Source organism: Xenorhabdus sp. NBAII XenSa04, from assembly GCF_963866145.1.
GTDB classification, from domain to species: Bacteria; Pseudomonadota; Gammaproteobacteria; order Enterobacterales; family Enterobacteriaceae; genus Xenorhabdus; species Xenorhabdus indica.
On sequence record NZ_CAWMEB010000290.1, the window covers coordinates 25,277 to 47,878 of the forward strand.

Below are 22,602 nucleotides of genomic sequence, written 5' to 3' on the forward strand. Positions count from 1 at the left end.
TTCCTTTAACGAGTTATTTTTTATTGATGATTTCAAGTTCTTTCAGGAGTTGCTCACGAACGGATTCATCATCCAGCAGTGACTGCAAGCGAGCGCGAAATGCAGGGATATTTCCCAGAGGGCCTTTTAATGCAACTAATGCTTCACGCAGTTCCAGCAGTTTATTCAGCTCTGGTACCTTCTTAGCGATATTATCCGGTGAGAAATCACTCAGTGATTTAATTTCCAGATTAACTGGTAGATCTTCTTCACTATTTTCTTCAAGGCGATTAGGGACGTTAAAAGTCAGGTTGATGTTCGCCTCATTCATTACCGCATTAAAATTATTTTTATTAACGGAAACGGTCTGTCGTTCTTCAATTGGCGTATCTTCTTTCTTTCCTTTCAAGTCACCAATAACCAGAAGATTCAGAGGTAATTCAACTTCTGCGGTCTGGTCGCCAGTATTAGGAACATATTTAATATTAATTCTTTCTTTCGGAGCTACGCTACCAGGACTATTCTTACTCATATTTCAACCCTTTGGCTAATACAACCATGAACTGTCTAACAACCCATTATTGGAAAGAGAATAATTACAATGTTTAACCGTATAACAAATGCAGCAGGCTTTCCTAAAGAAATAGGCTGCGGAAGACAACTGTATTTGCAGGAACAAATAGATTTTTATATATCAGCATATAGATAAAGATACAGAGATATTCTATCCAATCATGGAAGTAACATCGATATAAAAAATCGTCAATAGCGAGTTTGACACTTTATTTTTTTGATGTAAAGCCAAAACACTTATTGATAACACCCTCTATTCTGGCTTTTAGTACTTTTATCGTGTTTTCTAGAAACTTATAAATATTTTCCCCTTGCAAAATAGATAAAACTTTGTCTTTACTCTCTATAAGAGTATACAGACCGATTACCTGTCAATTGTATATAAGGTAATATTTTTCATATATTATGAATAAAATATAGTCTGCAAGTTTGTGTCTTATCATTATTATCAAGTATATTTTTTATTTATTTAGATTAATTGTTCTCCATTAAAAATCTTATCCAACTCATATTTTTGACGTACATCACACTTTATAAATGATCATAAAAATCATATGATTTAAAAATTAAAACACATTATTTATCAATTAATTATATAAATCAAAAATATGAAGATTAATTTTTATACAGAAAAACAATCTTGCTTTTTATAAAAACTCAGTCATAAATATCACAACGGCAATGATTATAAAATTTTTATTTGTCATTGAATTTGAACTCGCGTTGCAATTTACAAATAACTTTGCATTAGACAATTTCAGCTTTATTATTCGCCCCGAGTGTTCGGCATCGCTAATTTTATTTCATCAATGAATGGAATAATCACGCAAGGAATGAGCACTTACACTTATATTGGTAAATTTTTATAGGATATTCATATGCCAACTCCATGTTATATTTCCATCAACGGAAAAACTCAGGGTAATATCACTGCTGGCGCATTCACTGCTGAATCAGTAGGCAATATCTTTGTTCAGGGTCACGAAGACGAAATGCTGGTTCAAGAATTTGACCACATTGTTACTGTTCCAACTGATCCACAATCTGGTCAGCCTTCTGGTCAGCGTGCACATAAACCATTCCGCTTCACCGTTGCACTGAATAAAGCAGTTCCTCTGCTTTACAACGCACTGGCTTCCGGCGAAATGTTAACAACTGTAGAACTGAAGTGGTATCGTACTTCTATCGAAGGTAAACAAGAGCATTTCTTTACGACTAAACTGATAGATGCAACTATCGTTGACATCGACTGCAAAATGCCACACTGCCAGGATCCGGCAAAATCTGAATTCACTCAGCTGGTTCGTGTTTCTCTCTCTTACCGTAAGATCGAGTGGGAACACACTACTGCTGGTACTTCTGGTGCTGACGACTGGCGCGCGCCAATTGTTGCTTAATATCTTATTCATCAAGTTTTAGATAATAAGTTTTTAGCAATAAATTTTCAGCCAATGAATATTATTCATTGGCTGAATAATACTCTCCTACATTACCTCCCCCTATTAATTTACTTTAATTCATTTTTTCCTTGTTTATATTTTATTTTTTTGTTTTTTTTTAAAGTGAGATTTTTATATAGTGATTATTTTCTCAATAAATAAGAATATATAAATTAATAATCACATGTACTATTAATAACCAATGTCACATTTTTAAACATGAATTTAAAAAAAACAAAATTCATGTCTTTCCACCATTTATTTGAAATTTCAATTAAATCTACTTCTCATTTGAGTTAATTCTAAATTATGCGGTAAAACATAACTAAAATGGGTGATAGTAAACGGTTAAGTTAAATATATAACTATAAATAATCATATAAGACAGACTGCTCCCGTTAATCAGAGCCAAATAAAATAATTTCTATGCTTTAATGATTAATTAGTGAACCATTATAACTATATCTGATCGATATCTGATCGACCTCAGGTTACATTTCAACTTAACCATTGTCATTTGGGTGTTACGATGTTCAAAAAAACAGCAATCCTCATCTTATTATCTACCTCTATTCAGGTAATCGCTTTGCCTGAAACACCCGACTTTGCACTATCTATGACTGAATCCGCTATGGCTGAATCCGCTATGGTTGAATCCACCATGGATGAAGCCAGAAGAACCTTACAGGACAGTTCACGAGAAATAGGTCGGTTAATTGAACAACGCCGACACCAAGGATTCATTGATCGTACTGATACCACTGCGCCACAAACTGTATCACCCGTATTGGTTGAAGCCTCACCCTGTCTGAATATCAATGGTGTTTATCTTCAGGGGATGACTCTGCTCTCTCTGACAGATTTAGATACACTCAGTGCATTACCCGATCATTGCATTACTAACAATGACATCAACAAACTGACAGCAGAAATCACTAATCTCTATCTTGCCAAAGGCTATATTACGGCACGGGTACAATTTATTCCCCCCAATCATCGTGGAGAATTGGGACTCAATGTTGTTGAAGGATTCGTCGAAGCCATTGAAGGCGGTGATCACTGGGTCAACAGCCGGATGTTATTCCCCGGATTGATCAATCAACCTTTGAATCTTAATCAGTTGGATCAAGGGCTGGATCAGTCGAATCGTCTGCAATCAAACAAAACAACGCTTGATATTCTGCCCGGTTCAGTTAATGGTGGTTCTATCATCAGGCTGCATAATCGGCATTCCACTCCGTGGCGGATCACCACAATAACTGATAACTATGGGCAAAAAAGTACCGGCGAATGGATTGGCCGACTGAATACCAGTATAGACAGCCCTCTGGGATTATCAGATTTCATCAGCTTCAGCGGTGTCAGTACTCTCGATAAACCCAATACCCAATATAACCGCGCCGCCACCCTATTCTATTCGCTCCCTTACGGTGCTGTGACTTTCAGCGGCTTTACCAGCTATTCCCGCTATACAAGCCATCCAAAATTGCCGAAACACTCAATCAAACTGCACGGTAATTCACAACAGTCGGGCGTACGTATGGATTGGATATTCCACCGTAATCAATCGCAACTCTCGACGGTCAACAGTCAATTTGTCTATAAGAATTACAACAACTATTTCGGTATCGAGAAACTTAGGCACAGTAGCCAGACATTAACTGTGTTTTCACTGGGAATAAGCCACTTGCAAATTATTCCCAGTGGTCTTATCACTTTTGATGCTGGTATTGAGCAAGGAACACCGTGGTTCGGTGCCCAAACCTCCACAGACAACCTGAATAAACAATTTACCAAAGGGAAGCTATCGGTAAATTTACAGCAGCACGTCAAACTACTTGCCATGCCGTACCGATTTAACAGCCAGTTTTACGCTCAGTACAGTCCAAAAGGCTTACCCAGTGTTGAGTGGCTCAATATTACCGACCGTAATACGGTGCGGGGGGTCAGTAATAACGTCCTTTCCGCAGATAACGGCTGGTATCTGAGAAATACCTTATCCCACTCAATACCATTGTCTGAAAGTTCACTTACCCTGCGTATCGGCGCAGATATCGGCCAGATCAAAAGCCACAACCGACAGGAATCATGGAAGAGCAATGCGGGATTAAGTGTTGGTATGACTTTGCGCTATCAACATTTTTTCGCCGATGTTGAGATGAGCCGTGGCAAAACGCTGGCCCATAAAAATAAAGGTAAGGATGAACCCATGCAACTATTAACCCGTTTTTCTTACACTTTTTAGTTTATTAAATCATCAGTTTTTTAACCGTAGCCAACTTGGAAGCCTTCTTCCAAGGTAGCTGCACACTCACAAGAAAGAAAGTAAACAGAGGTAATAATATGAAGAGAAAAAAGTTCAGATTATCTCCTGCGGGGAAACTTGCTGCATCAATGGCAATTATTCTGACAACTTGTTCAACCAGTTTTGCCAACGGCATTACACCTGGTGGTGATGCAGATCATCGCCCGGATGTCACCATTGCAGAAACAGGCGCTACAGTCGTCAATATCGTCGCCCCTACCGATTCGGGTTTATCTCATAACCAGTATCAGGACTTTAACGTCAACCAAATGGGTGCTGTATTAAATAACTCATTGGTTAATGGACAATCGGAACTGGCCGGGCAGTTATCCGCTAATAATAATTTGAATGGGCAAGCCGCCAGTATCATTCTGAATGAAGTGGTCAGCCGTAACCCTTCATTCCTGCTCGGTAAACAAGAGATCTTCGGCATGGCCGCCGATTATGTGCTGGCAAACCCCAATGGCATCACCTGTAACGGTTGTGGCTTTATCAACACGAATCAGGCATCTCTGGTTGTCGGTAACCCGTTAGTTGAAAATGGTATCCTGCAAGGATTCAAGAATTTCGATAACCAAAATGCTCTAAATATCAAAAACAATGGCTTGTCCCATAATGATGTTCTGAACCTGATTGCCCCCAGAGTTGATATCAACGGCAAAGTCATCACCCCAAAAATGCTCAATATCACAATGGGAAATAACCAAATTGCAGCGGATGGCCAAATCCTGACATCACAGCAATCTGTCATGGACGCACTTGATAGTTACTATCTCGGTAGTATGCAAGCGGGACGTATTCGTCTGTTGAATACTGCGGAGGGAAGCGGAGTCAATCTGCAAGGTAAGATGAGTGCCGATGATGGTATTTACCTGACCTCCCACGGTGACGTGAAATTGGAGGCAGCTAACCTGCAAGGCGGAGATATTATATTGCAGGGTAAAAACCTGCTGTCTCAAGGGCGCCTTAACCGGAATTCATCACATGAAACAGGCGAAGATAACTATGATAGCCGTTTTAGTGGTGTTCATACCTCGCAAAAGCAAATTAACGAATCCATTGCCCGCACTCAACTGGCTGGTAAGAACATCACGCTGGTCGCCCACCAGAATAATCAGGTGATGGCAACCGATATTGAAGGGGATAATATCAAACTGACTGGCGCTAATCTGAAACTGGATGGTCAACAACTTCACCAGCTTAACCGTAACGTCGATAACAAATGGCGATTATCCTGGCAGTATGATGTCACCAATGAGAATGAAAAGTATCAATATGAAGGAAATTCCCTCAACGCACGGGAAAATGTTCATCTGACCGCCAACGAAGGCAATGCAGAAGTGCTTGGCAGTAAAATTATCGCCGGAAACCAACTTTCCATATCCGCTAAACAAGATATAAAACTGGCTGGTTTAGTGGAATCAGAAATGACCGTTGAAACAGGCTATAAAAAAAATCACTCCCTGGCACTGCAAACCGGTAACTGGACAACGGTCAATACTACTCAGCGCAGTGTCAACAGTGAGTTGAACGCAGGGGGAGATATTGGGATCAACGCAGGAGCTAATGCCGAAATTATCGGCTCTCAGGTACATTCAGGCAAAAACCTGATTGTTTCAGCGGGGCAACAGGTAAAAGTCACTACGCAATCTCTCGTCAATGATCTTCACGTTGAGAAAAATAAACACTATTGGGGTGGCATTGCAGGTGGCAGTAATAAAGACAACCAGGATAAAGTGGAAACACACCATGCTTCTGACATCAAGGCAGATGGGCATTTACTACTGAATGGAATAAATGGTGTCACGATTACCGGCAGTAAGGTAAAAGCGCAACAAGGAGCGTATGTTGAAGCTAATGATGGGCAGTTAGTCATCGATAATGCCGTTAATCATGCCTATAAAAAGATTGATGAGAGAAAGGGAACAATCTTTAATATCACCAAAAATTCCAATCAGGAACAAACAAACCAGCAAACCAGTTCCGGTAGCCAGTTAATTTCTGATACTGACCTGAAGTTACTCAGTAACAAAGATATCAATGTTATTGGCAGTCTGGCGAAAAGCGCAGGTGAACTTAATCTGAACACATCAGGCAATATCAATGTACTTGCCTTTGATGCACAAAATAAGTATCAGCAGGAAAAAACCAATCTTGGCTGGAACTATTACGCTAATGAGACGAAAGATAAGCAATACCGCGCTGGTGTAGGTTTTGAGCATACCTCCGATAACCAGAACACCCATTCCACTGCACAACATCAAGCCGAGTTGCAGGGTGGTCACCTTTCCATTAACTCAGGAAAAAATGTCACTATCACAAGCACAAAGCTAGTCACAACACAGGGTGATGCCAAAATTACAGGCGATAATATCGCATTGCTGGCAGCAGAAGATCATGCAACAACCGAAAATTCACAAGCCAAAGTCCGTGGCGGTGTATTCGCTACTGGTGGCATGGATAGGATCGGGGGTGGAGCCGAAGGGGGGTATTCCAATAATGTTTATTCGCAGAACCGTACTACTGCGGTAGTGTCAAACGCTCAAGTCAATGGCAACCTTGAACTGAACGCAATGGGAGAACTGAAACAACAAGGCACTCAGTATCAGGTACAAGGAACTTATCAGGCGAATGCGGGCAGCATTAAAAATGTTGCGACGGCCAATACAGAATCAGCGTCTACAAGCCAATTACAGGTAGGTGGTGAAATCAGTGGTTCAGCCGATTACAGTGCAACGTCCCGCCCGGTGGAAAAAACGGCTAAAGCGGCAACAGACGGGAAATTGGATACCGCGATCTCAAAAACCGGATTGCCAAATGCGGGTCTTGAGCTTGCCATGAATGGCAAAAGCAATAACACCAATACTTATCAATCAAATGCTGTAGTAACTACTGTTAAAGCTGATGATATCAAAGTAACCACCAATGGAGATATTTACGATCAAGGAACCCAGTATCAGGCGAACAAAGGCGGCGTGTCACTAACTGCGGGCAGCCATACCAGTGAAGCAGCCTACAATCGTCAGAACAGCAATTCATCTAATACTGTTGGCGACGCTCGTCTGCGCATTTACACCAGCACAGGCAGTGACCTTTCTGTCAATGGCAAAGGTAACGGCAGCTATCAGGCAACATCCACCAGCGATAATCATGCCGTTACCAGTGGTATTAATGCCCAAAATGGTATTCACGTTCAGGTGACCAGAGACGCACGTTATCAGGGAACATCCATGAATGCGGGCAATGGCGGAACAAACGTTAATTCTGGCGGAAATATTCAGTTCAATCAGGCTACCAACCACAGGGAACAAAACAATTACGGCTATAATGGAGAACTTTCCCTAACTGTAGGCACTAATCCAGATGGTAAAAACTTCAGTGGCAGTGCAGGCGCAGGCTATAACACCAGCCAACAGAACAGTACTACAGCCCAGACCAGTGCTATCACCGGCGGGCAAGGTATCAATCTGAATGCGGGCAATAATTTGACACTACAAGGTGCGAATGTCTCTGGTAAACAAGTGGATTTAACTGCGCAACGTGGTGGAATTGAACTGGCTGCTGCTCAGGATACAGTTAACAGTAATGGCTGGAACTTTGACGTTAAAGGCAAAGGTGGCGTATCCAGTAAAGTCCGTAACAATGAAGGCAGTGATAGTACGGGAGATAATGGAGAAACAAATAACAGCATCATCGACAGCAAATACGATATTGGTGGTGGAGTTAAATTCGGTGTCGATCACCTGAACAAAGTCACTCACCATAACAGCCAGGTTTCTGGTGGTCATGTTGTATTGACCAGTGCCCAGGACACATCCCTCAAGGGAACTAATATTACCGCAGATCAAGTGACGGGTAATATCGGTGGCAACCTTAATGTTGAAAGCCTCAAAAATAGAACTGATAGCCTGAATGTCGGTCTGGATGCAGGATTAGGGTATAGCAAAACCGTCAAAGGAGATAATTCTCATAAAACAACACTACCGATTGCTGACAGCAACTTACCCGAAAACTCATCTGAAACAGCGGCAACCAATGATGAAAAAACCAATGCGGAAGCCCCAAGTCTGACTGATCGCCTGACCGCGGCCTTCAAAGGATACAATGGGAAACTCAAGAGTAATTACGATACTCTCGATCAGGAAACCATTGGTGAGCAATCAACCATCAACGGTGCTAACGGAGTGAATCTGGACGTCGCGGGTAAAACCCAATTAATCGGCAGCCGGATTGACAGCACACAAGGGCAGGTATCCGTTAATACCCGGCAAATCGAGCATCAATCTGTAACAGGCTACGATAGAAGTAAAAATATGGGAGTTAACCTGCCGGATTCCATCGCAGGTCTTGCTAACGAAGCTCAGAAAAATGTCTTCTCCGGCAAAATGCCTTTCGTGAAAAATGAGAATCACAATACAGAAATACCCGCTACACATAGTTGGATCAAGGATCACCCGTTGGATTAATTGACCTCTCTTTAATTCACTCACATCGCACATAATACATAGTACGGTAGCCAGCAGCGTAGCTACCGTACTTTTCCCCTATTCGGCCAACCACTTATCCTCACCCCTTTCCCCTCTCTGGCAATAGGATTGGGATAAGTAAACATGATAAAGCTGCAACTTGGAAGAGGGCGGCTATAATGGGCTACATTACAGTCATATCAGGTACAGTCATATCAGGCAAAGCCAAGGGGATGTAATGCCAAATGATTTCGAAAAAAGGGAACATTCCAGCAAAGGAACAACCAACACACCATTACAGAAAGGGCTAGATGGCAGCAAAAAAGCGCTTTCGGTGACGATCCGCATTGGCAACGATATCCGCCACATACCATTTATTGCCCATCTTATCCGGGCAGCTCAACGTTTCAATGATCGAATGGGAAGTCAGTTTGGTGCAGCGATTACCTATTTCTCCTTTCTGTCACTGATCCCAATACTGATGCTCTCTTTTGCTATCGCAGGTTTTGTACTGGCTTCCAATCCTGATTTGCTGGCAAAACTCATCAACGGTATTGCCAATAGCATCAGCGACCCAACGCTGGCAAATACATTGAAAAACAGTGTGGATACTGCCATAAAACAGAGGACAACCGTTGGATTGACAGGCTTGGCGATCGCGCTCTACTCAGGCGTGAATTGGGTCGGCAATCTGCGGGAAGCGATCCGTGCTCAGTCCCGTGATGTCTGGGAACGTAACCACGAAGATAAAGAAAAAATCTACTCTCAATATATCCGGGATGTTTTCTCTCTGTTTGGCCTGCTATTCGCATTAGTGATAACACTTTCCCTAAACTCCATCGCTGGCTCTGCTCAGGCAACCATAGTCCATGCGCTTGGCTTAGAAAGTATCGAATGGCTACGCCCCGTATGGACATCCATTGGCATGACGATTTCCATTTCCGCCAATTATTTATTATTTCTATGGATATTGTGGATCTTACCTCGTCATCGGCCTGAGCGGAAAGCCCTGCTTCAGGGAACATTAATGGCCGCCATTGGGTTTGAGATCATCAAATCGATTATGACCATGATGCTGCCACGCCTTGCCAGTTCACCTTCTGGCGCAGCCTTTGGCTCAGTAATTGGCCTGATGGCATTTTTCTATTTCTTTGCCCGACTGACCCTGTTTTGCGCTGCCTGGATCGCCACGGCAGAGAAAAAAGAGTAACAAAACAAAACCGCATCATAAGAATCATTTTATAACAAACCTAAAAAGGAGTTATTTATGCCATTTGTGAACATCAAAATCACCCGCGAAGGGGCAACTGTTGAACAGAAGAAACAACTGATTGAAGGTGCAACCCAGTTGCTGGTGGATGTACTTGGCAAGAATCCGGCAACAACATTTGTCATTATTGATGAAGTGGAAACGGATAACTGGGGAATTGGTGGCAATAGTGTGACGGAAGTACGGGCTGCTGCAAAGAAGTAATGCATATTTAAAAAATGAACGATTAGGGCGAATATATCGCCCTTTTATTTTTTTAATATCAACAAAACCCTAATCAATATGGTTATTATTTTTATTGAATATAATAAGAACATTAATGATAAATAAACAAAGTAAGTTATTTAAAATAAAATACTATCGCGAAATAACATGGATATTCATCTACCAAATAGCTTTTTTTGAATGATAGAAAATAAAACATACAAGATATCATGCGGCCATGCTCCCAATAATTAAATCTTGTGATAAACGCCCTATTTTTTATTATGGGTGAGATATGACTAAAGTCGATGTGGTTTGTCGTTATTGTTATAAAACAGAAGAAGTTAAAGGGCATGGAAAAGAGTGTACTGGTCACCCCGTTATCACTGCTATTCCTGTCGTAAAACCTTCCAACTGAACATACCTATCAAGCCTGCCAACCCGGCATGAAAGAGCAGATTGTTGATATGGCAATAAATAACGCGCGTGTCGGGGATACCGCTCGTGTTCTGAAAATTGGCATTAACACCGTCATTCGCACATTAAAATGCTTATGCTAAGAAATGTAACCACACTGCCGCTTGCAGGCAGTGATATTCAGATTGTCTGTGAAATGGACGAACGGTGGTCCTTTTCTGGCTCCTTTCAACATTCAGTTCTACTTTACGGATGATTATGTTGTCTACGATTGTCTTCCTGAGGAAAAACACTTCACGGGCAAGAAATTACCCAACGTATTGAGGGAGCTAATCCCACTCTGCGAATTCGGATAAAAAGGCTGAACCGCAAAACGATAGGTTATTCCAAACCGGAAACGATGCATGACAAAGTGATTGGTACATTCATTGAACGTGAATACTATATTTCATAAGAGATCTAACTATTGGGTTCATGATTGCCGGAGCGGACAGAAAACGTTGAGTACCGTGGATTATCCCCAGAATTTTAATTTCAAATGAACAGGTTTTCCCTGGTGTAGGTAAGAATAGCAATATTTTAAAATTAATGAGGCAGAGTTATAATAATTGTAAGAATTTGTTTTTTTACATGTGCATAAATGTTAAATTTGAATGCTTGGCTTAATAAAGAGTAAAAAATACTCATTCGAAATATAAGGATGTAATTGTGATAGAGTTTGCTAGTTTTTCTACAGAAGATGCTATCAAAGATGATGCTGTTGGTATTTCTGTCAGGCAGATGATAAAAAAAGAAGGACTAAACGCTTATGCTACGTTTATCAATGCAGGAAAAAGAGTTGGATGCCATAATCACAGTAGCGGAGATGAATGGTATATAATACTTTCTGGTGAAGGAGAAATATGGACAGGTGAGGTAATCGATAATGAGGTTCATGATGTCCAAAAAAAGCGATTTTCCCAAGGATGTATTTTTTGTATTTATCCAAATACAGCACATCAACTTGTTGCTCATGAAAATGTAAAATTAATATTTTTATGCCCAGAGTCCCATTTATCCCATGATAGAGTATGTTTTGCAGATATATGTGAATAATTATTTTGCAAAAGTGATAGACTGTGATTCCCTGAAAAAGCTTTCAGGGATATAGTTAGCTATGTTATTTTCATAACAATATCCAACCAAATCTTTCTTACATTTTACCCCTGTTTTTTGATACACATTTTGGATGTGATTGGCGATTGTTCTGTGGGACAGAAATAGTCTTTCGGCGATATCTTTAGTGGAGAAACCTTGCAGAATATAAAACACTATTTCCCATTCTCTTTTGCTAAAAAACGCTGATGGGGGTGTAAAAACTAATGATGTTTGCATATTTATTTTTTTTAGTTTTTCTAGTGTTATAGTATCTACTGGTCTTCCATGGAAAATAGTTCCTCTGCATGTCCCATTTTCATCAATTAATGGATATTTGTCGAAATACCATGGTTGAAGGTAGGGGAGATTTTGAAAAGGATGAATCTCAATAGAGGTGACCCGATCTAATAATGTTTCAACTTTTCTGTCGTGTTTCTGAAATTCATCCTGAAAATTTGCAGTAGATGCCGGAAGTTCACCATCAAAATGGCCCTCTACATCATACCCTTTAGGAAGGGAAAGTAATTCATGATATTTTTTATTAGCATATATAAATTTTGAGGTATGATCTTTTGCCCCCCATGGCTCATTACTAATTTCCCAAAATTTTATTAGCGGCTTAATCAACTTTTCTACTGAACAATTCATATGCTACCTTTTGAAAATCATTCTGATTAATTATTATTCTTTCTCATATTTATAATTTTAAATATGAATGATATTACTATAGCTTTTATGGTTTAGCGTTGTCAGATTAACTGTTTGAGTGAAAAAATTCAATAGCATAATTAAATAGATTCAAATAACTAATTGTGAGGATTTTTTTACCTGAATTGGGTATAAACTTTAGAAGTTCTTTAAAATGAATTCTATTAAATAGAAACTGTGCTATGGATTTAAAAATAAAAAAATAAAGATGTGGCATGTACAATTTATCAGGATGATTCATTAGAAATCGCCAAAAGAACGAATACTTTTAGGAGATAGAATTTTCAGAGATTAGTTTTATAATTTTGATTAAATATTTTTCTTTCCCAAGAAATTAAAATATAAAATCCGCCATGAAAAAATACGAATCTGTATAAATAAACAGTATTTTATTTCCAGATGAGTCTGTTCAAATCTATTTTTTATAGAAAATTTAATATGCTTAATTAGCTAAAGATCACCACTAAATTACATTAGTAATAATTAGTTTCATTTATTATTTGTTTACCATATTTTTCTATTTGAAACAGGGAAAATTGTTAGTAGACTTAATATACTTTTCCTTTGCATAAAGCACCCCTGCATAGTGCTGTTTATGCTGAAAATGATAATAATAGAGGTTAATTCGTTACCTTATAAGCCCTCATAAGACATGAAATAGCAGTGTAGCGTAATCGCTTTTTGTGAGTGATGTGGAGCTATCTCCTCCATAAGTGAAGTTATATTATTGTAATATTTTGTGAATTTGTAACAGTAAAGCTGCTGATTAAAAGCAGTTGAGGGACTTTTTCGCACGGATTTTTATATTGATATTCAATCAATATAGAGTATGAGATTACTCCATTGTAATAAAATTGGCATAGCAAGGCTTTTAGTGATGCAGAAATGTGTTGATTAAAAAGGGTAAAATTCCAAAACCGTTTTCTCATATCAAATTTGATTATGAAGGGGGAATGATGTTTTTCCATGCTGTCAACAAAAATAATATCGTTGCACTTACATTAATATTGAGCATTGTCATTTTCTTTTTATCTGTTAGTAACAGTAAGTTGAGTATTATCGATTATGCAGATAAACATTGTCAGAAGAATACTGCTTGTCTGATTGATATGAATAAAATCGCACCCTTTGACTGGGATAAAATGTATATCCTGGATAAAGGAATGGATCATAAAGATATTGAAGATATTATCGGGGCTGCTTTTACAGGAAAAGCCAACCTTTTTTATAAGATTATTTTTGTCAGAAATCAGCGAGTGGTTTATGAAGATGAGTATGATCCCTATGTAAAAACTTATGAGAAAAAATTTCTGAAACCGGATTTTCAGTATCCTTATGATGGTAAAGTAAATTATTTAAATTATTACGTCGTCTCTAAGGATAACGCGATTCTTTCAATGAAAATTGAAAAGAGGCTTCCCGCAAGTGACAAAGTTTATTATAAGTTATCTCCTTCCAATCCACAGCAGGTTAAGGAAAAAAACTTGTAAATACATTCAATTATTGGTTGGTGCTTCAGTGCAGTCCTAATATTTCTTTTTGGCCTGCACTTTTTTAGTTTTATTCTTTGTTTTGTATTTAGAGTGGGAGCGTGAATTTTTTGAGGAGTTAACTTTATTTGATGGAATATCAGAAGCCGAATTACTTTGATGTACTGGAGTTTGTTCTTGCAGGTTTTTTAAACGTCTTTCCCATTCACAAGTTGCATTGAGGCTTTCCAGCGTTCGGGTTAACCCAGCAATCAATCTTTTATCCTTATCATTTTTTGCATACTTAAGTTGTTTTTCTAGTGTTTTCTTTTTTTCCTCACATCCAGCTTTACTGGGGTTTGCATAGGCAATACTCATACTGAAAACGATCAATACAGATAAGATCATAGTTTTCGACTTCATGAATTATTCCTAATATGGGTTTAAGGTAATTATCCAAAATTTTATATGCTGATCTGGATTTGATCCTAAAAATTTGACCATAGTTACAACTCACAGGGGAGGATGGAGGCTTTTATCTTTTTATTTATCTTTTATGTAAGCACACGGTTTTGAGCGGCTGTTAACCCTGACAAAATTTGGTTAATCCATCCCTAAAATTATGCAGGAGTGCCGGAAGGATTATCGAAAAACGAGAACAAAGAAAGGGTCTTCTTATAATGTTGAGCTATCGGAGGAAGCAGAAGAATGGCTGCCGTCGCTACCTGAGCATAAAAATCTCAATATTATACCATGATAGGTTTTTAGGTTTAACTATGCACTCTGTACATTAAATAGCGTATTTTTCTGATTTTAAATATAAAAATAGGATGTATAGTTATTCGTCTTCTGTACACCAAGTATGCATACTATACATAATCTGAAAAGGTTTTGGTTAACAGGTGAATAGTTAATGAATACTCTGTTAATGGTCACAAATCCAGATATAACAGGCTTCTTAAAAATCATGCGCTGTGTGTACAGTGAGTGACTTCAAAAAGATTTTTGGGGAGTCATCGGGTATAAGATAGTGATTTTTTATTAGTATTATGATGATATTTGGAAATATTAAACAGTATGGAGAGCTTACATGACAAGACGTAAAAGTTATAATCCCACTTGGGACGGTTACCTAGGGGATTATTTAAATGGTAAAATAGGAATTAACCAGTTAACTCCTCAACATGAATTTTTTGATTCTATAGGGTTAGAAAAGGTATTAAGTGATAATACCCAGTATCACTATGTGCTTACATTGGCTCAGGCTCAAAGTATTATTGAAGATATTAATCCTAGCCCTCCACAAAAACCAAGTTATGGCGAAGAATTTGCAAGAAGTAGCGAGGTAAGAAATAAGAAGAAAAATCCTATGGCAGCAGTGTTTTCTGTCACAGACCCTATTTCTACCTATGCTGGAAATATCTATGATTCACATGGATTCTCTGAAGTTTGCCGGGAATTTAAGAGGTTAAGTATTACTGCAAAAACCTATGTGGGAGAAAATGGGAAAAAATATATTCACCTGTCAGGTCATGCGGGACTTAGGCGTCTTGTCAGAGGAACCCGATACGGTGCTAGCCACCCTCAAATGTTAGCCATGGGGATAGGACAACAGGGTCTTAATAATAGTATTATCAAAGGTGTTAGATTCTGTATTGTCTTTTCGATTAGCTATAGATTGATAGAAAGTATTTTTAAGGATGAATATACCTTAGCTGATTTTATCGGCAACATAACAATGGATATGGCTAAAACCGCTATTATTGCTGCATCCTCTTGGATTGCCGGGTCACTTTTAACTGCTACTGCTTTTTTGGGTGGAAGTATTATTGCTGTTGCGGGAATAGTTTTAGCAGTTGGAATTATAGTGGCTGTCGGTTTAGATCTTGTTGACAAGCAATATGGAATAAGCGAAAAATTAATAGCACTCTTAAAAGAAGAAATGAAGAGAAAGCCAAGAACACCGGAAGCAGACTTACAATATTTTTTTAATGCGATGGGAAGAATTAGGTGAATAGCAAATATTTAAAAGCCTTGGGTGGAGTAATATTGTTATTATTCCTTACGTTTTTGATGTCCTTCATTATTAAATCTGCTGTTTCATTAATATTAATGAAAGATGAAATAACATTCTCCGGCGCAGTTATTATAAGCATTCTATCTTTTCCTATAATATTTTACTCTTTATCAGGATCTATTTTTTTCTTTATATTTGATAGATTACCTAAATTTAACAAGATAATTGTTAAATATCTGAGTAGGTTGATGATTGCATCATTTATAATTGGTTTTCCTCTCTCTTTTTATGTTGATTATAAGTTAAAAAATGATGGTTATCTGACATGTGATAAAATATCGTGGATGTCACCAACTACTTACGTGAAAAATTTATCCCTGTGTAAATGAAATTTTTTGTAAATATTCTGTCTTTATGTTTTGTCCTGTTTAGCCTCCAAACTTTGGAGGCTTTTTAATTATTTTGCATAGTATTAAATAGTGTCTTTGAGGAAAATAAATAACCATAAGACACCATGACCGCAGATGGCGGTTATACTGTTATCCCTGAACTTAACAAGCAGATCATGCAGCAACTGGCTGATGAGTCAGTCATGCGCCGAATCTGTACGATTAAAACCACTCGCCGCAACGAATATAAACAGCTTGTTTCGGTCGGTGGCGCAACGGTGGCCCACGGGGTAATCCGTTACCCCACACTTCACTTTCTTTAGCCTACATTTACTCTTTTTAGGATGCGGTGACTGCACTTACTTTGTTACTATGCTTTATTGTGTTTTAGTGCTCGTGCAATGATTTGTGGGGTAATTCGTGGGGTAATAAAATGATTTATTTGCCTTATGCCAAACTAAAACTAGTTAAAAATCAATAGGAAATAAATTAATGCTAAGTTATCGTCACAGTTTCCATGCGGGCAATCACGCTGATGTGCTTAAACACACTGTACAAAGCCTGATCATTGAATCACTTAAGACAAAAGAGAAGCCCTTTCTTTATTTGGATACCCATTCAGGCGCGGGTCGTTATCAATTAAGCGGAGAGCATGCCGAGCGTACGGGTGAGTATCTGGAAGGTATTGCTCGTATCTGGCAACGTGATGATATTCCTGAAGAGTTAAATGCTTATATGAGGGTTGTTAAGGCACTGAATCAGAATGGGGTTCTGCGTTACTACCCTGGTTCCCCGTTGATTGCCCGTCATTTATTACGGGAAAACGATGAGCTTAATCTGAGTGAATTGCATTCGAGCGATTTTCCTTTATTACGCAGTGAGTTTTCCCGTGACAGACGTGCACGTGTTTTGCGTGAAGATGGTTATCAGCAACTGAAATCAAAATTACCTCCTAAAACTCGTCGTGGGTTGGTACTGATCGATCCATCTTATGAATTGAAATCAGATTATCAGAGTGTCGTTAAAGGTATTTTGGAAGGGTACAAACGCTTTGCGACGGGAACTTATGCGTTGTGGTATCCGGTTGTGCTTCGTCAGCAGATTAGACGTCTAGTTAAAGAACTGGAGGCGACAGGGATCCGCAAAATTTTGCAGATTGAATTAGGTCTGCGTCCAGACAGTGATCAACGTGGTATGACAGCATCTGGCATGATTGTTATCAACCCACCGTGGAAGTTGGAACAGCAGATGCGGTCTGTTCTGCCATGGCTGCATCAGGTACTGGTTCCTGAAGGTACGGGACATACTTTAGTAGAATGGATTGTGCCGGAATAAGGCGTCGTTGGTTTGATAGCTCTGGCCTATGACAATAAGAGCCAGAACCGTCATGAATAGTGATAACTTTTTGTAATAATATGATTTACGCTTAAATTTTAGTCGGTAAGTTAATTGATTAGACGGAAGTGCCTAAGATGAGTAAACATTACGATTATATTGCAATTGGTGGTGGCAGTGGTGGTATTGCTTCCGTTAACCGTGCGGCCATGTATGGGCAGAAATGTGCCCTGATTGAAGCAAAAGCATTGGGTGGAACATGTGTTAATGTGGGATGTGTACCGAAGAAAGTGATGTGGCACGCCGCGCAGATTGCGGAATCTATTCATCAATATGGCTCTGATTATGGTTTTGATGCAACAGTAAATCATTTTGACTGGAAAAAATTGATTGCCAGCCGTTCCTCCTATATTGATCGTATTCATATGTCGTATGAACGTGTGTTGGGTAACAATAAAGTGGATGTTATTCAGGGATTCGCGCGTTTTGTTGATGCAAAGACAATTGAAGTAAATGGCGAAAAAATTACGGCTGACCATATTTTGATTGCGACCGGTGGCCGTCCAATGTCTCCTGCTATTCCCGGTGCAGAATATGGTATTGATTCAAACGGTTTCTTTGAACTGGATGAGATGCCAAAACGAGTTGCAGTCGTAGGTGCAGGCTATATTGCTGTGGAAATTGCGGGTGTTTTGAACGCGTTGGGAAGTGAAACCCATCTTTTTGTTCGTAAACATGCACCATTACGTTGTTTCGATCCGTTGATTGTCGATACGTTGTTGGAAGTTATTAAAAATGAAGGACCGACATTGCATACGGAAGCAATACCGAAAGCGGTGATTAAAAATGCTGATGGCAGTTTGACGCTGCAATTGCAGGATGGCCGGGAGCAGACGATTGATACATTGATATGGGCGATTGGGCGTGAGCCAGTGACGGATAATCTGAATCTGGCGGTGGCAGGTATTGAGCTTAATGAGCAAGGATACATTCAGGTCGATAAATACCAGAATACGAATGTGAAAGGTATTTATGCCGTAGGCGATAACACGGGAGCGGTGGAGCTGACGCCAGTTGCGGTTGCGGCAGGTCGTCGTTTATCGGAACGTCTGTTTAACAACAAGCCGGAAGAACATCTGGATTATGCCAATGTCCCAACAGTCGTATTCAGCCATCCGCCAATTGGTACTGTAGGATTAACAGAACCACAGGCAAGGGAGCAATATGGCGATGATCAGGTGAAAGTTTATACATCATCATTTACCGCAATGTATACCGCGGTAACAAGGCATCGTCAGCCATGTCGCATGAAGCTGGTTTGTGTAGGTAAAGATGAGAAAATTGTAGGTATCCACGGTATCGGTTTTGGTATGGATGAGATCCTGCAAGGCTTCGCAGTTGCGCTAAAAATGGGGGCAACGAAAAAGGATTTTGATAATACGGTTGCAATCCATCCAACGGCGGCAGAAGAGTTTGTGACTATGAGATAGGAAGATGATGCAGGAAAAGCATCTATCTTATTTCTATGACTGATTGAAAACCACGTTCTATGGGCGTGGTTTTCAACAGGTTCTGCTTTATTGATTTTTGCTTTTATTTTTGAATACAAGGTCAGAACAATTCTGGCTTTTATTATTGAGGGGCAGATGGTTCGTTCTTTCTTATTACTGGGCATTGAGTTAATACTCGGTTCCATTGTTGTACAGTCATACAATGTACGTCAAAAGGTTTTTTCCATCCTCTTTCGGGGCCTTTTATCCAATCTGTATGCCAAAGTTTGTGTTGTAAACCAGCAAGTTCGGCAGGTTGTAATGATGATAAGCCAATGAGAATGATATATTGCATAGGTTTATCTACTATGCCTTGTTCTAAGCTGAGATAGATTAAACTATCGCGTAACTTAGGAAATAACTCTTTGTTAACAAGGTTATCGCTTTGCAGTTTGCGTCGGAACTTTGTTTGTTCTCTTTCTTTAAGATGATTAGGGATCATTCTATTTTCAGGATCCTTAATTTCTATTAACCAAAGTTGGTTTGACCATTCGACTACAAAATCGACGGATTTCAATAAGTGACTGAGACCATGCCCCTCAGAACCTTTTTTATCTAATTTTCTTACTGATTGCGCTTTAGAAAAATCGAAATACAGATCACCTTCAATCCACTCAGGATGCATTTGTGCTGTCATCTTGCATTCCCTAATGAATGTTGAATTTCAAGGTCATACAGACGTAAATATTCATCAGCAATTTTATTGGGTCTCACATCTTTATATTGTTCAAACATATGGTTTATTACACCATTTTGTTTGGTTTTTTCTAGCGCAAAATAACGTATAGGGTTGTTTTGCTGTTTAGCAAATTCCAGTTCTTTCAAAAAAGCATAGTTATGTGTTGCAACGAAGATTTGCACACCACGTTCGGCGAGCATTACGAGTATTTTCGCGACATTCTGCATTAAAGAGGGATTAAGATTAGCTTCTGGTTCATCCCAAAATAGGGTGTTATTACTAAATAGAGAGCCATTATGAATGAGTTGCCAAATTAGCGCTAATTTGCGATGACCTTCAGCGATCAAAGAAATTTCTAATTTAGAATTCCCTGAAGTCAACTGGAATTCTTCTCCATGAAGACTGACACGGCCTCCGACTGTTCTACGAATTAATTCCAGCAAAGGTTGTTCATCTTTAAGTGGCATTCCTTTGCGAGCAGGTAGGTAAGCCTGTTTTACGATGTCGTAATAGATTTCTTCGAATGCCAGTTCATATTTGTCGTATAACGAAATAAACCCAGGAGCAAAGGACAATACTTCTTTTACTGGAATAAAAACAGGTTCTTTAGATAAATTAAGTTGACCTTCTACTTCGAAGAGATGATGACGTGTATTGTCGAACTTAAGTGTAAGCGTTTTTTCAAACAGGCCACGATGTGAAGTAATATTGACTAATGCACTGGTTGACCCTTTTTTGCGTGCTACTAGTCTGGAAACGTTACCACCACTTGGACGAAAGACATTCGCGAGTTTTTGTTTTAACTCATCGGTATTGTGCCCTTTTTGTTGCACACAATATAATAGTTTCATTAAATGGGTTTTACCGGTTCCGTTTTCACCAATAAAGACGTTTATTCCAGAAACAAATTTAAATTCTGTCTGTTTAAAGGCACTAAAATTTGTTAATTCTAAAGTGGTAAACATGGTGCACTCCTACCCGGTTGTTTTTGTAAGAGTAATGGCTTTAGTATGACTGAGCAAGCCGTTACACTTGCCCAAATTTCGTTTATGACTGGAAATCACAATCCCGGTGCCTTCCACAACGAAGTTGTCAGCCCATCATCCACCAAATGCAGTTGATCTGCATATACTGTCTGCCAGTCTTTCTTCGCTTTTTGGTAAACCTCTTGGTGGTTTAAGTTTGGTTGATATTCCCGTTCCCAACGCACCAGTCTTTCCCCTGTTTCTGGCATGGAATCATACAGCGAAACCCCGACGCCCGCTGCTATCGCACAACCCAATGCCGTTGCTTCCTTAACTATCGGAACCCGCACGGGTAACCCGGTTACGTCGGAGAGAATCTGGCTCCAGAGTTTTCCTTTTGATCCCCCGCCTGCGAAAACCAGTGAATCGGGTTGTACGCCTGAGAATGCTGCAACCATATCGAGGTTACAGGCTGAAACGATAGCGGCGTTTTCCTCTAATGCCCTAAATAGTGTTGCCTTGTTGCATTTTTCCGGATCAATCGACAGGTTGAGAAAGGAAGGGGCAGCGTGATACCACGATTTAAAGCGCATGACATCGGAGAAAATGGGCATCACACCATATGCACCGGCAGGAACTCGCGCTGCCATTTCTTCCAGCAGGTTGTAGGCATCAACACCCAGACGTTCCGCCATCAGTTTTTCTTCCGCACAGAAAGCATCACGGAACCAGCGCATAGTGAGGCCAGTGAAGAAGCTGATGGATTCTGCCTGCGCCATGCCAGGGATCACGTGAGGATTAATGCGGATATTCATGTTGGGATCGGTCATCGGCTCTGGCAGGTTAACCACTTGCTGCCAGAATGTGCCGCCAAGTACCGCAGTCTGAGCAGGTTTGACAACACCAATACCGAGACAACCGAGCTGGACATCACCACCGCCCATAATAACCGGTGTACCACTATTCAGACCGCACTCGGTTGCAGCTTTATCTGTTACGTATCCAAGTAAAGTACCGGTTTCTTTAACTGGGGAGAGGATATCGGAACGCAATCCTGCCATTTCCAGCAGGCTTGGGCGCCAGTCGCGGCTCACTAAATCCAGCATGCCCGTTGTTCCTGCGTTGGAAGGATCAACTGCCAGTTCGCCACTCAACATATAAGCCAGCCAATCGCTGATCATCGTCAGGGTACTGGCTTGCCGATAGATATCTGAACGGTGATGGGCAAGCCACAACAGACGAGGCATTGCGCCCAATGCTAAGGTCTGGCCGGAATAACGATACACATCATATTCAAACGTATTGTTGTACAACTCTTTCAGTTCACTGACTTCATGACTGGAACGGGCGTCTACGTTGGCACATGCCCAGATGGGATCACCGTTGCGGTTGTAAAGGACGATACCTTCCCGCATGGAACAAGCTGCAACACTCTGAATCGCACTGGCGGGTAGTTCCGCTTTTTGCAGTGCCTGCCGGATACATTGGCAGGCCAGTTGCCAGTTGGTTTTCAGGTCAAATTCCATTGAGCCTGCGACATTCGGCACTGGCTGGTGAACCCATTCCGCCTGTCCAACAGAGATTTGATTTCCCTCCAGATCAAATATTACTGCACGGATACTGCCTGTTCCTGCATCAAGCGCCATCAGATACTTCCCTGATGAGTGAGCATGAGTGCGTTGGTTCATGATGCTATCCTC

At 40.0% G+C, this 22,602-nt stretch carries 17 protein-coding genes and 3 pseudogenes; 14 read left to right on the forward strand and 6 right to left on the reverse strand.

Annotated elements, in window-relative coordinates:
- Positions 1-13: 13 nt before the first annotated feature.
- Positions 14-511, reverse strand: a complete 498-nt coding sequence (gene tssB, locus AAC147_RS10405; protein WP_038269549.1) for a type VI secretion system contractile sheath small subunit — start codon at positions 509-511, stop codon at positions 14-16.
- 919 nt (positions 512-1,430) lie between these two features.
- Here tssB and AAC147_RS10410 point away from each other — a divergent pair.
- From AAC147_RS10410 to AAC147_RS10440, 7 genes and pseudogenes are all read left to right on the forward strand, one after another.
- Entirely contained in the window at positions 1,431-1,949 is a 519-nt protein-coding gene (locus AAC147_RS10410) for an Hcp family type VI secretion system effector (RefSeq protein ID WP_038269551.1), read from the forward strand.
- A gap of 571 nt (positions 1,950-2,520) precedes the next feature.
- Positions 2,521-4,236: a ShlB/FhaC/HecB family hemolysin secretion/activation protein gene (locus AAC147_RS10415; protein ID WP_047680705.1), complete on the forward strand. Its 1,716-nt coding sequence runs from the start codon at positions 2,521-2,523 to the stop codon at positions 4,234-4,236.
- Between the two features lie 98 nt (positions 4,237-4,334).
- A complete protein-coding gene (locus AAC147_RS10420) occupies positions 4,335-8,762 on the forward strand; it encodes a hemagglutinin repeat-containing protein (RefSeq protein WP_047680708.1) in 4,428 nt (1,475 codons plus the stop codon).
- Positions 8,763-9,000: 238 nt separating this feature from the next.
- Positions 9,001-9,972: an inner membrane protein YhjD gene (yhjD, locus tag AAC147_RS10425; protein ID WP_047680711.1), complete on the forward strand. Its 972-nt coding sequence runs from the start codon at positions 9,001-9,003 to the stop codon at positions 9,970-9,972.
- Between the two features lie 57 nt (positions 9,973-10,029).
- Entirely contained in the window at positions 10,030-10,236 is a 207-nt protein-coding gene (locus AAC147_RS10430) for a 2-hydroxymuconate tautomerase family protein (RefSeq protein WP_047680714.1), read from the forward strand.
- A gap of 295 nt (positions 10,237-10,531) precedes the next feature.
- Positions 10,532-11,107: pseudogene (locus tag AAC147_RS10435) on the forward strand (IS1 family transposase).
- 254 nt (positions 11,108-11,361) lie between these two features.
- A complete protein-coding gene (locus tag AAC147_RS10440) occupies positions 11,362-11,748 on the forward strand; it encodes a cupin domain-containing protein (RefSeq protein WP_047680717.1) in 387 nt (128 codons plus the stop codon).
- Here the strand turns inward: AAC147_RS10440 and AAC147_RS10445 are convergent, their stop codons facing one another.
- A complete protein-coding gene (locus tag AAC147_RS10445) occupies positions 11,749-12,438 on the reverse strand; it encodes a helix-turn-helix transcriptional regulator (protein WP_047680720.1) in 690 nt (229 codons plus the stop codon). It abuts the gene before it with no gap.
- A 947-nt stretch (positions 12,439-13,385) separates the two neighbouring features.
- On the opposite strand from AAC147_RS10445, the gene AAC147_RS10450 reads away from it, so the two are divergent.
- The gene (locus AAC147_RS10450; RefSeq protein WP_231571383.1) at positions 13,386-13,988 is read left to right on the forward strand and encodes a hypothetical protein; all 603 of its coding nucleotides are present in this window, start codon (positions 13,386-13,388) and stop codon (positions 13,986-13,988) included.
- 36 nt (positions 13,989-14,024) lie between these two features.
- On the opposite strand, the gene AAC147_RS10455 is transcribed toward AAC147_RS10450, so the two are convergent.
- Positions 14,025-14,390: a DUF1090 family protein gene (locus tag AAC147_RS10455; RefSeq protein ID WP_047680723.1), complete on the reverse strand. Its 366-nt coding sequence runs from the start codon at positions 14,388-14,390 to the stop codon at positions 14,025-14,027.
- A 121-nt stretch (positions 14,391-14,511) separates the two neighbouring features.
- On the opposite strand from AAC147_RS10455, the pseudogene AAC147_RS10460 reads away from it, so the two are divergent.
- From AAC147_RS10460 to gorA, 6 genes and pseudogenes are all read left to right on the forward strand, one after another.
- A pseudogene (locus AAC147_RS10460) lies at positions 14,512-14,724 on the forward strand (primase-like DNA-binding domain-containing protein); the annotation flags it as partial.
- Between the two features lie 333 nt (positions 14,725-15,057).
- On the forward strand, positions 15,058-15,981 hold the full coding sequence (locus AAC147_RS10465) for a hypothetical protein (protein ID WP_081988990.1): 924 nt from the start codon (positions 15,058-15,060) through the stop codon (positions 15,979-15,981).
- Entirely contained in the window at positions 15,978-16,373 is a 396-nt protein-coding gene (locus AAC147_RS10470) for a DUF1240 domain-containing protein (protein WP_072032500.1), read from the forward strand. Before AAC147_RS10465 ends, AAC147_RS10470 begins: the two co-directional genes overlap by 4 nt.
- Before the next feature lie 131 nt (positions 16,374-16,504).
- Positions 16,505-16,663: pseudogene (locus AAC147_RS10475) on the forward strand (phage major capsid protein); the annotation flags it as partial.
- A gap of 202 nt (positions 16,664-16,865) precedes the next feature.
- Positions 16,866-17,708 carry a 23S rRNA (adenine(2030)-N(6))-methyltransferase RlmJ gene (locus AAC147_RS10480; protein ID WP_047680729.1) on the forward strand — a complete coding sequence of 281 codons (843 nt, stop codon included), beginning with the start codon at positions 16,866-16,868 and terminating at the stop codon, positions 17,706-17,708.
- A gap of 137 nt (positions 17,709-17,845) precedes the next feature.
- Positions 17,846-19,198, forward strand: coding sequence for a glutathione-disulfide reductase (gene gorA, locus AAC147_RS10485; RefSeq protein WP_047680732.1), 1,353 nt, complete (start codon positions 17,846-17,848; stop codon positions 19,196-19,198).
- 142 nt (positions 19,199-19,340) lie between these two features.
- On the opposite strand, the gene AAC147_RS10490 is transcribed toward gorA, so the two are convergent.
- The 3 genes from AAC147_RS10490 to lsrK form a co-directional block, all read right to left on the reverse strand.
- Positions 19,341-19,895, reverse strand: a complete 555-nt coding sequence (locus AAC147_RS10490; RefSeq protein WP_047680735.1) for a hypothetical protein — start codon at positions 19,893-19,895, stop codon at positions 19,341-19,343.
- On the reverse strand, positions 19,892-20,902 hold the full coding sequence (locus AAC147_RS10495) for an AAA family ATPase (RefSeq protein ID WP_047680738.1): 1,011 nt from the start codon (positions 20,900-20,902) through the stop codon (positions 19,892-19,894). Before AAC147_RS10495 ends, AAC147_RS10490 begins: the two co-directional genes overlap by 4 nt.
- 95 nt (positions 20,903-20,997) lie before the next feature.
- Positions 20,998-22,590, reverse strand: a complete 1,593-nt coding sequence (lsrK, locus tag AAC147_RS10500; RefSeq protein WP_047680741.1) for an autoinducer-2 kinase — start codon at positions 22,588-22,590, stop codon at positions 20,998-21,000.
- Between the last annotated feature and the right edge of the window lie 12 nt (positions 22,591-22,602).

Excerpts from the sequence above, each read along its gene's own strand:
- tssB (WP_038269549.1), bottom strand. The coding sequence starts at position 511 with ATGAGTAAGAATAGTCCTGGTAGCGTAGCTCCGAAAGAAAGAATTAAT.
- AAC147_RS10410 (WP_038269551.1), top strand. The coding sequence starts at position 1,431 with ATGCCAACTCCATGTTATATTTCCATCAACGGAAAAACTCAGGGTAAT.
- AAC147_RS10415 (WP_047680705.1), top strand. The coding sequence starts at position 2,521 with ATGTTCAAAAAAACAGCAATCCTCATCTTATTATCTACCTCTATTCAG.
- AAC147_RS10420 (WP_047680708.1), top strand. The coding sequence starts at position 4,335 with ATGAAGAGAAAAAAGTTCAGATTATCTCCTGCGGGGAAACTTGCTGCA.
- yhjD (WP_047680711.1), top strand. The coding sequence starts at position 9,001 with ATGCCAAATGATTTCGAAAAAAGGGAACATTCCAGCAAAGGAACAACC.
- AAC147_RS10430 (WP_047680714.1), top strand. The coding sequence starts at position 10,030 with ATGCCATTTGTGAACATCAAAATCACCCGCGAAGGGGCAACTGTTGAA.
- AAC147_RS10445 (WP_047680720.1), bottom strand. The coding sequence starts at position 12,438 with ATGAATTGTTCAGTAGAAAAGTTGATTAAGCCGCTAATAAAATTTTGG.
- AAC147_RS10455 (WP_047680723.1), bottom strand. The coding sequence starts at position 14,390 with ATGAAGTCGAAAACTATGATCTTATCTGTATTGATCGTTTTCAGTATG.
- AAC147_RS10465 (WP_081988990.1), top strand. The coding sequence starts at position 15,058 with ATGACAAGACGTAAAAGTTATAATCCCACTTGGGACGGTTACCTAGGG.
- AAC147_RS10480 (WP_047680729.1), top strand. The coding sequence starts at position 16,866 with ATGCTAAGTTATCGTCACAGTTTCCATGCGGGCAATCACGCTGATGTG.
- gorA (WP_047680732.1), top strand. The coding sequence starts at position 17,846 with ATGAGTAAACATTACGATTATATTGCAATTGGTGGTGGCAGTGGTGGT.
- AAC147_RS10490 (WP_047680735.1), bottom strand. The coding sequence starts at position 19,895 with ATGACAGCACAAATGCATCCTGAGTGGATTGAAGGTGATCTGTATTTC.
- AAC147_RS10495 (WP_047680738.1), bottom strand. The coding sequence starts at position 20,902 with ATGTTTACCACTTTAGAATTAACAAATTTTAGTGCCTTTAAACAGACA.
- lsrK (WP_047680741.1), bottom strand. The coding sequence starts at position 22,590 with ATGAACCAACGCACTCATGCTCACTCATCAGGGAAGTATCTGATGGCG.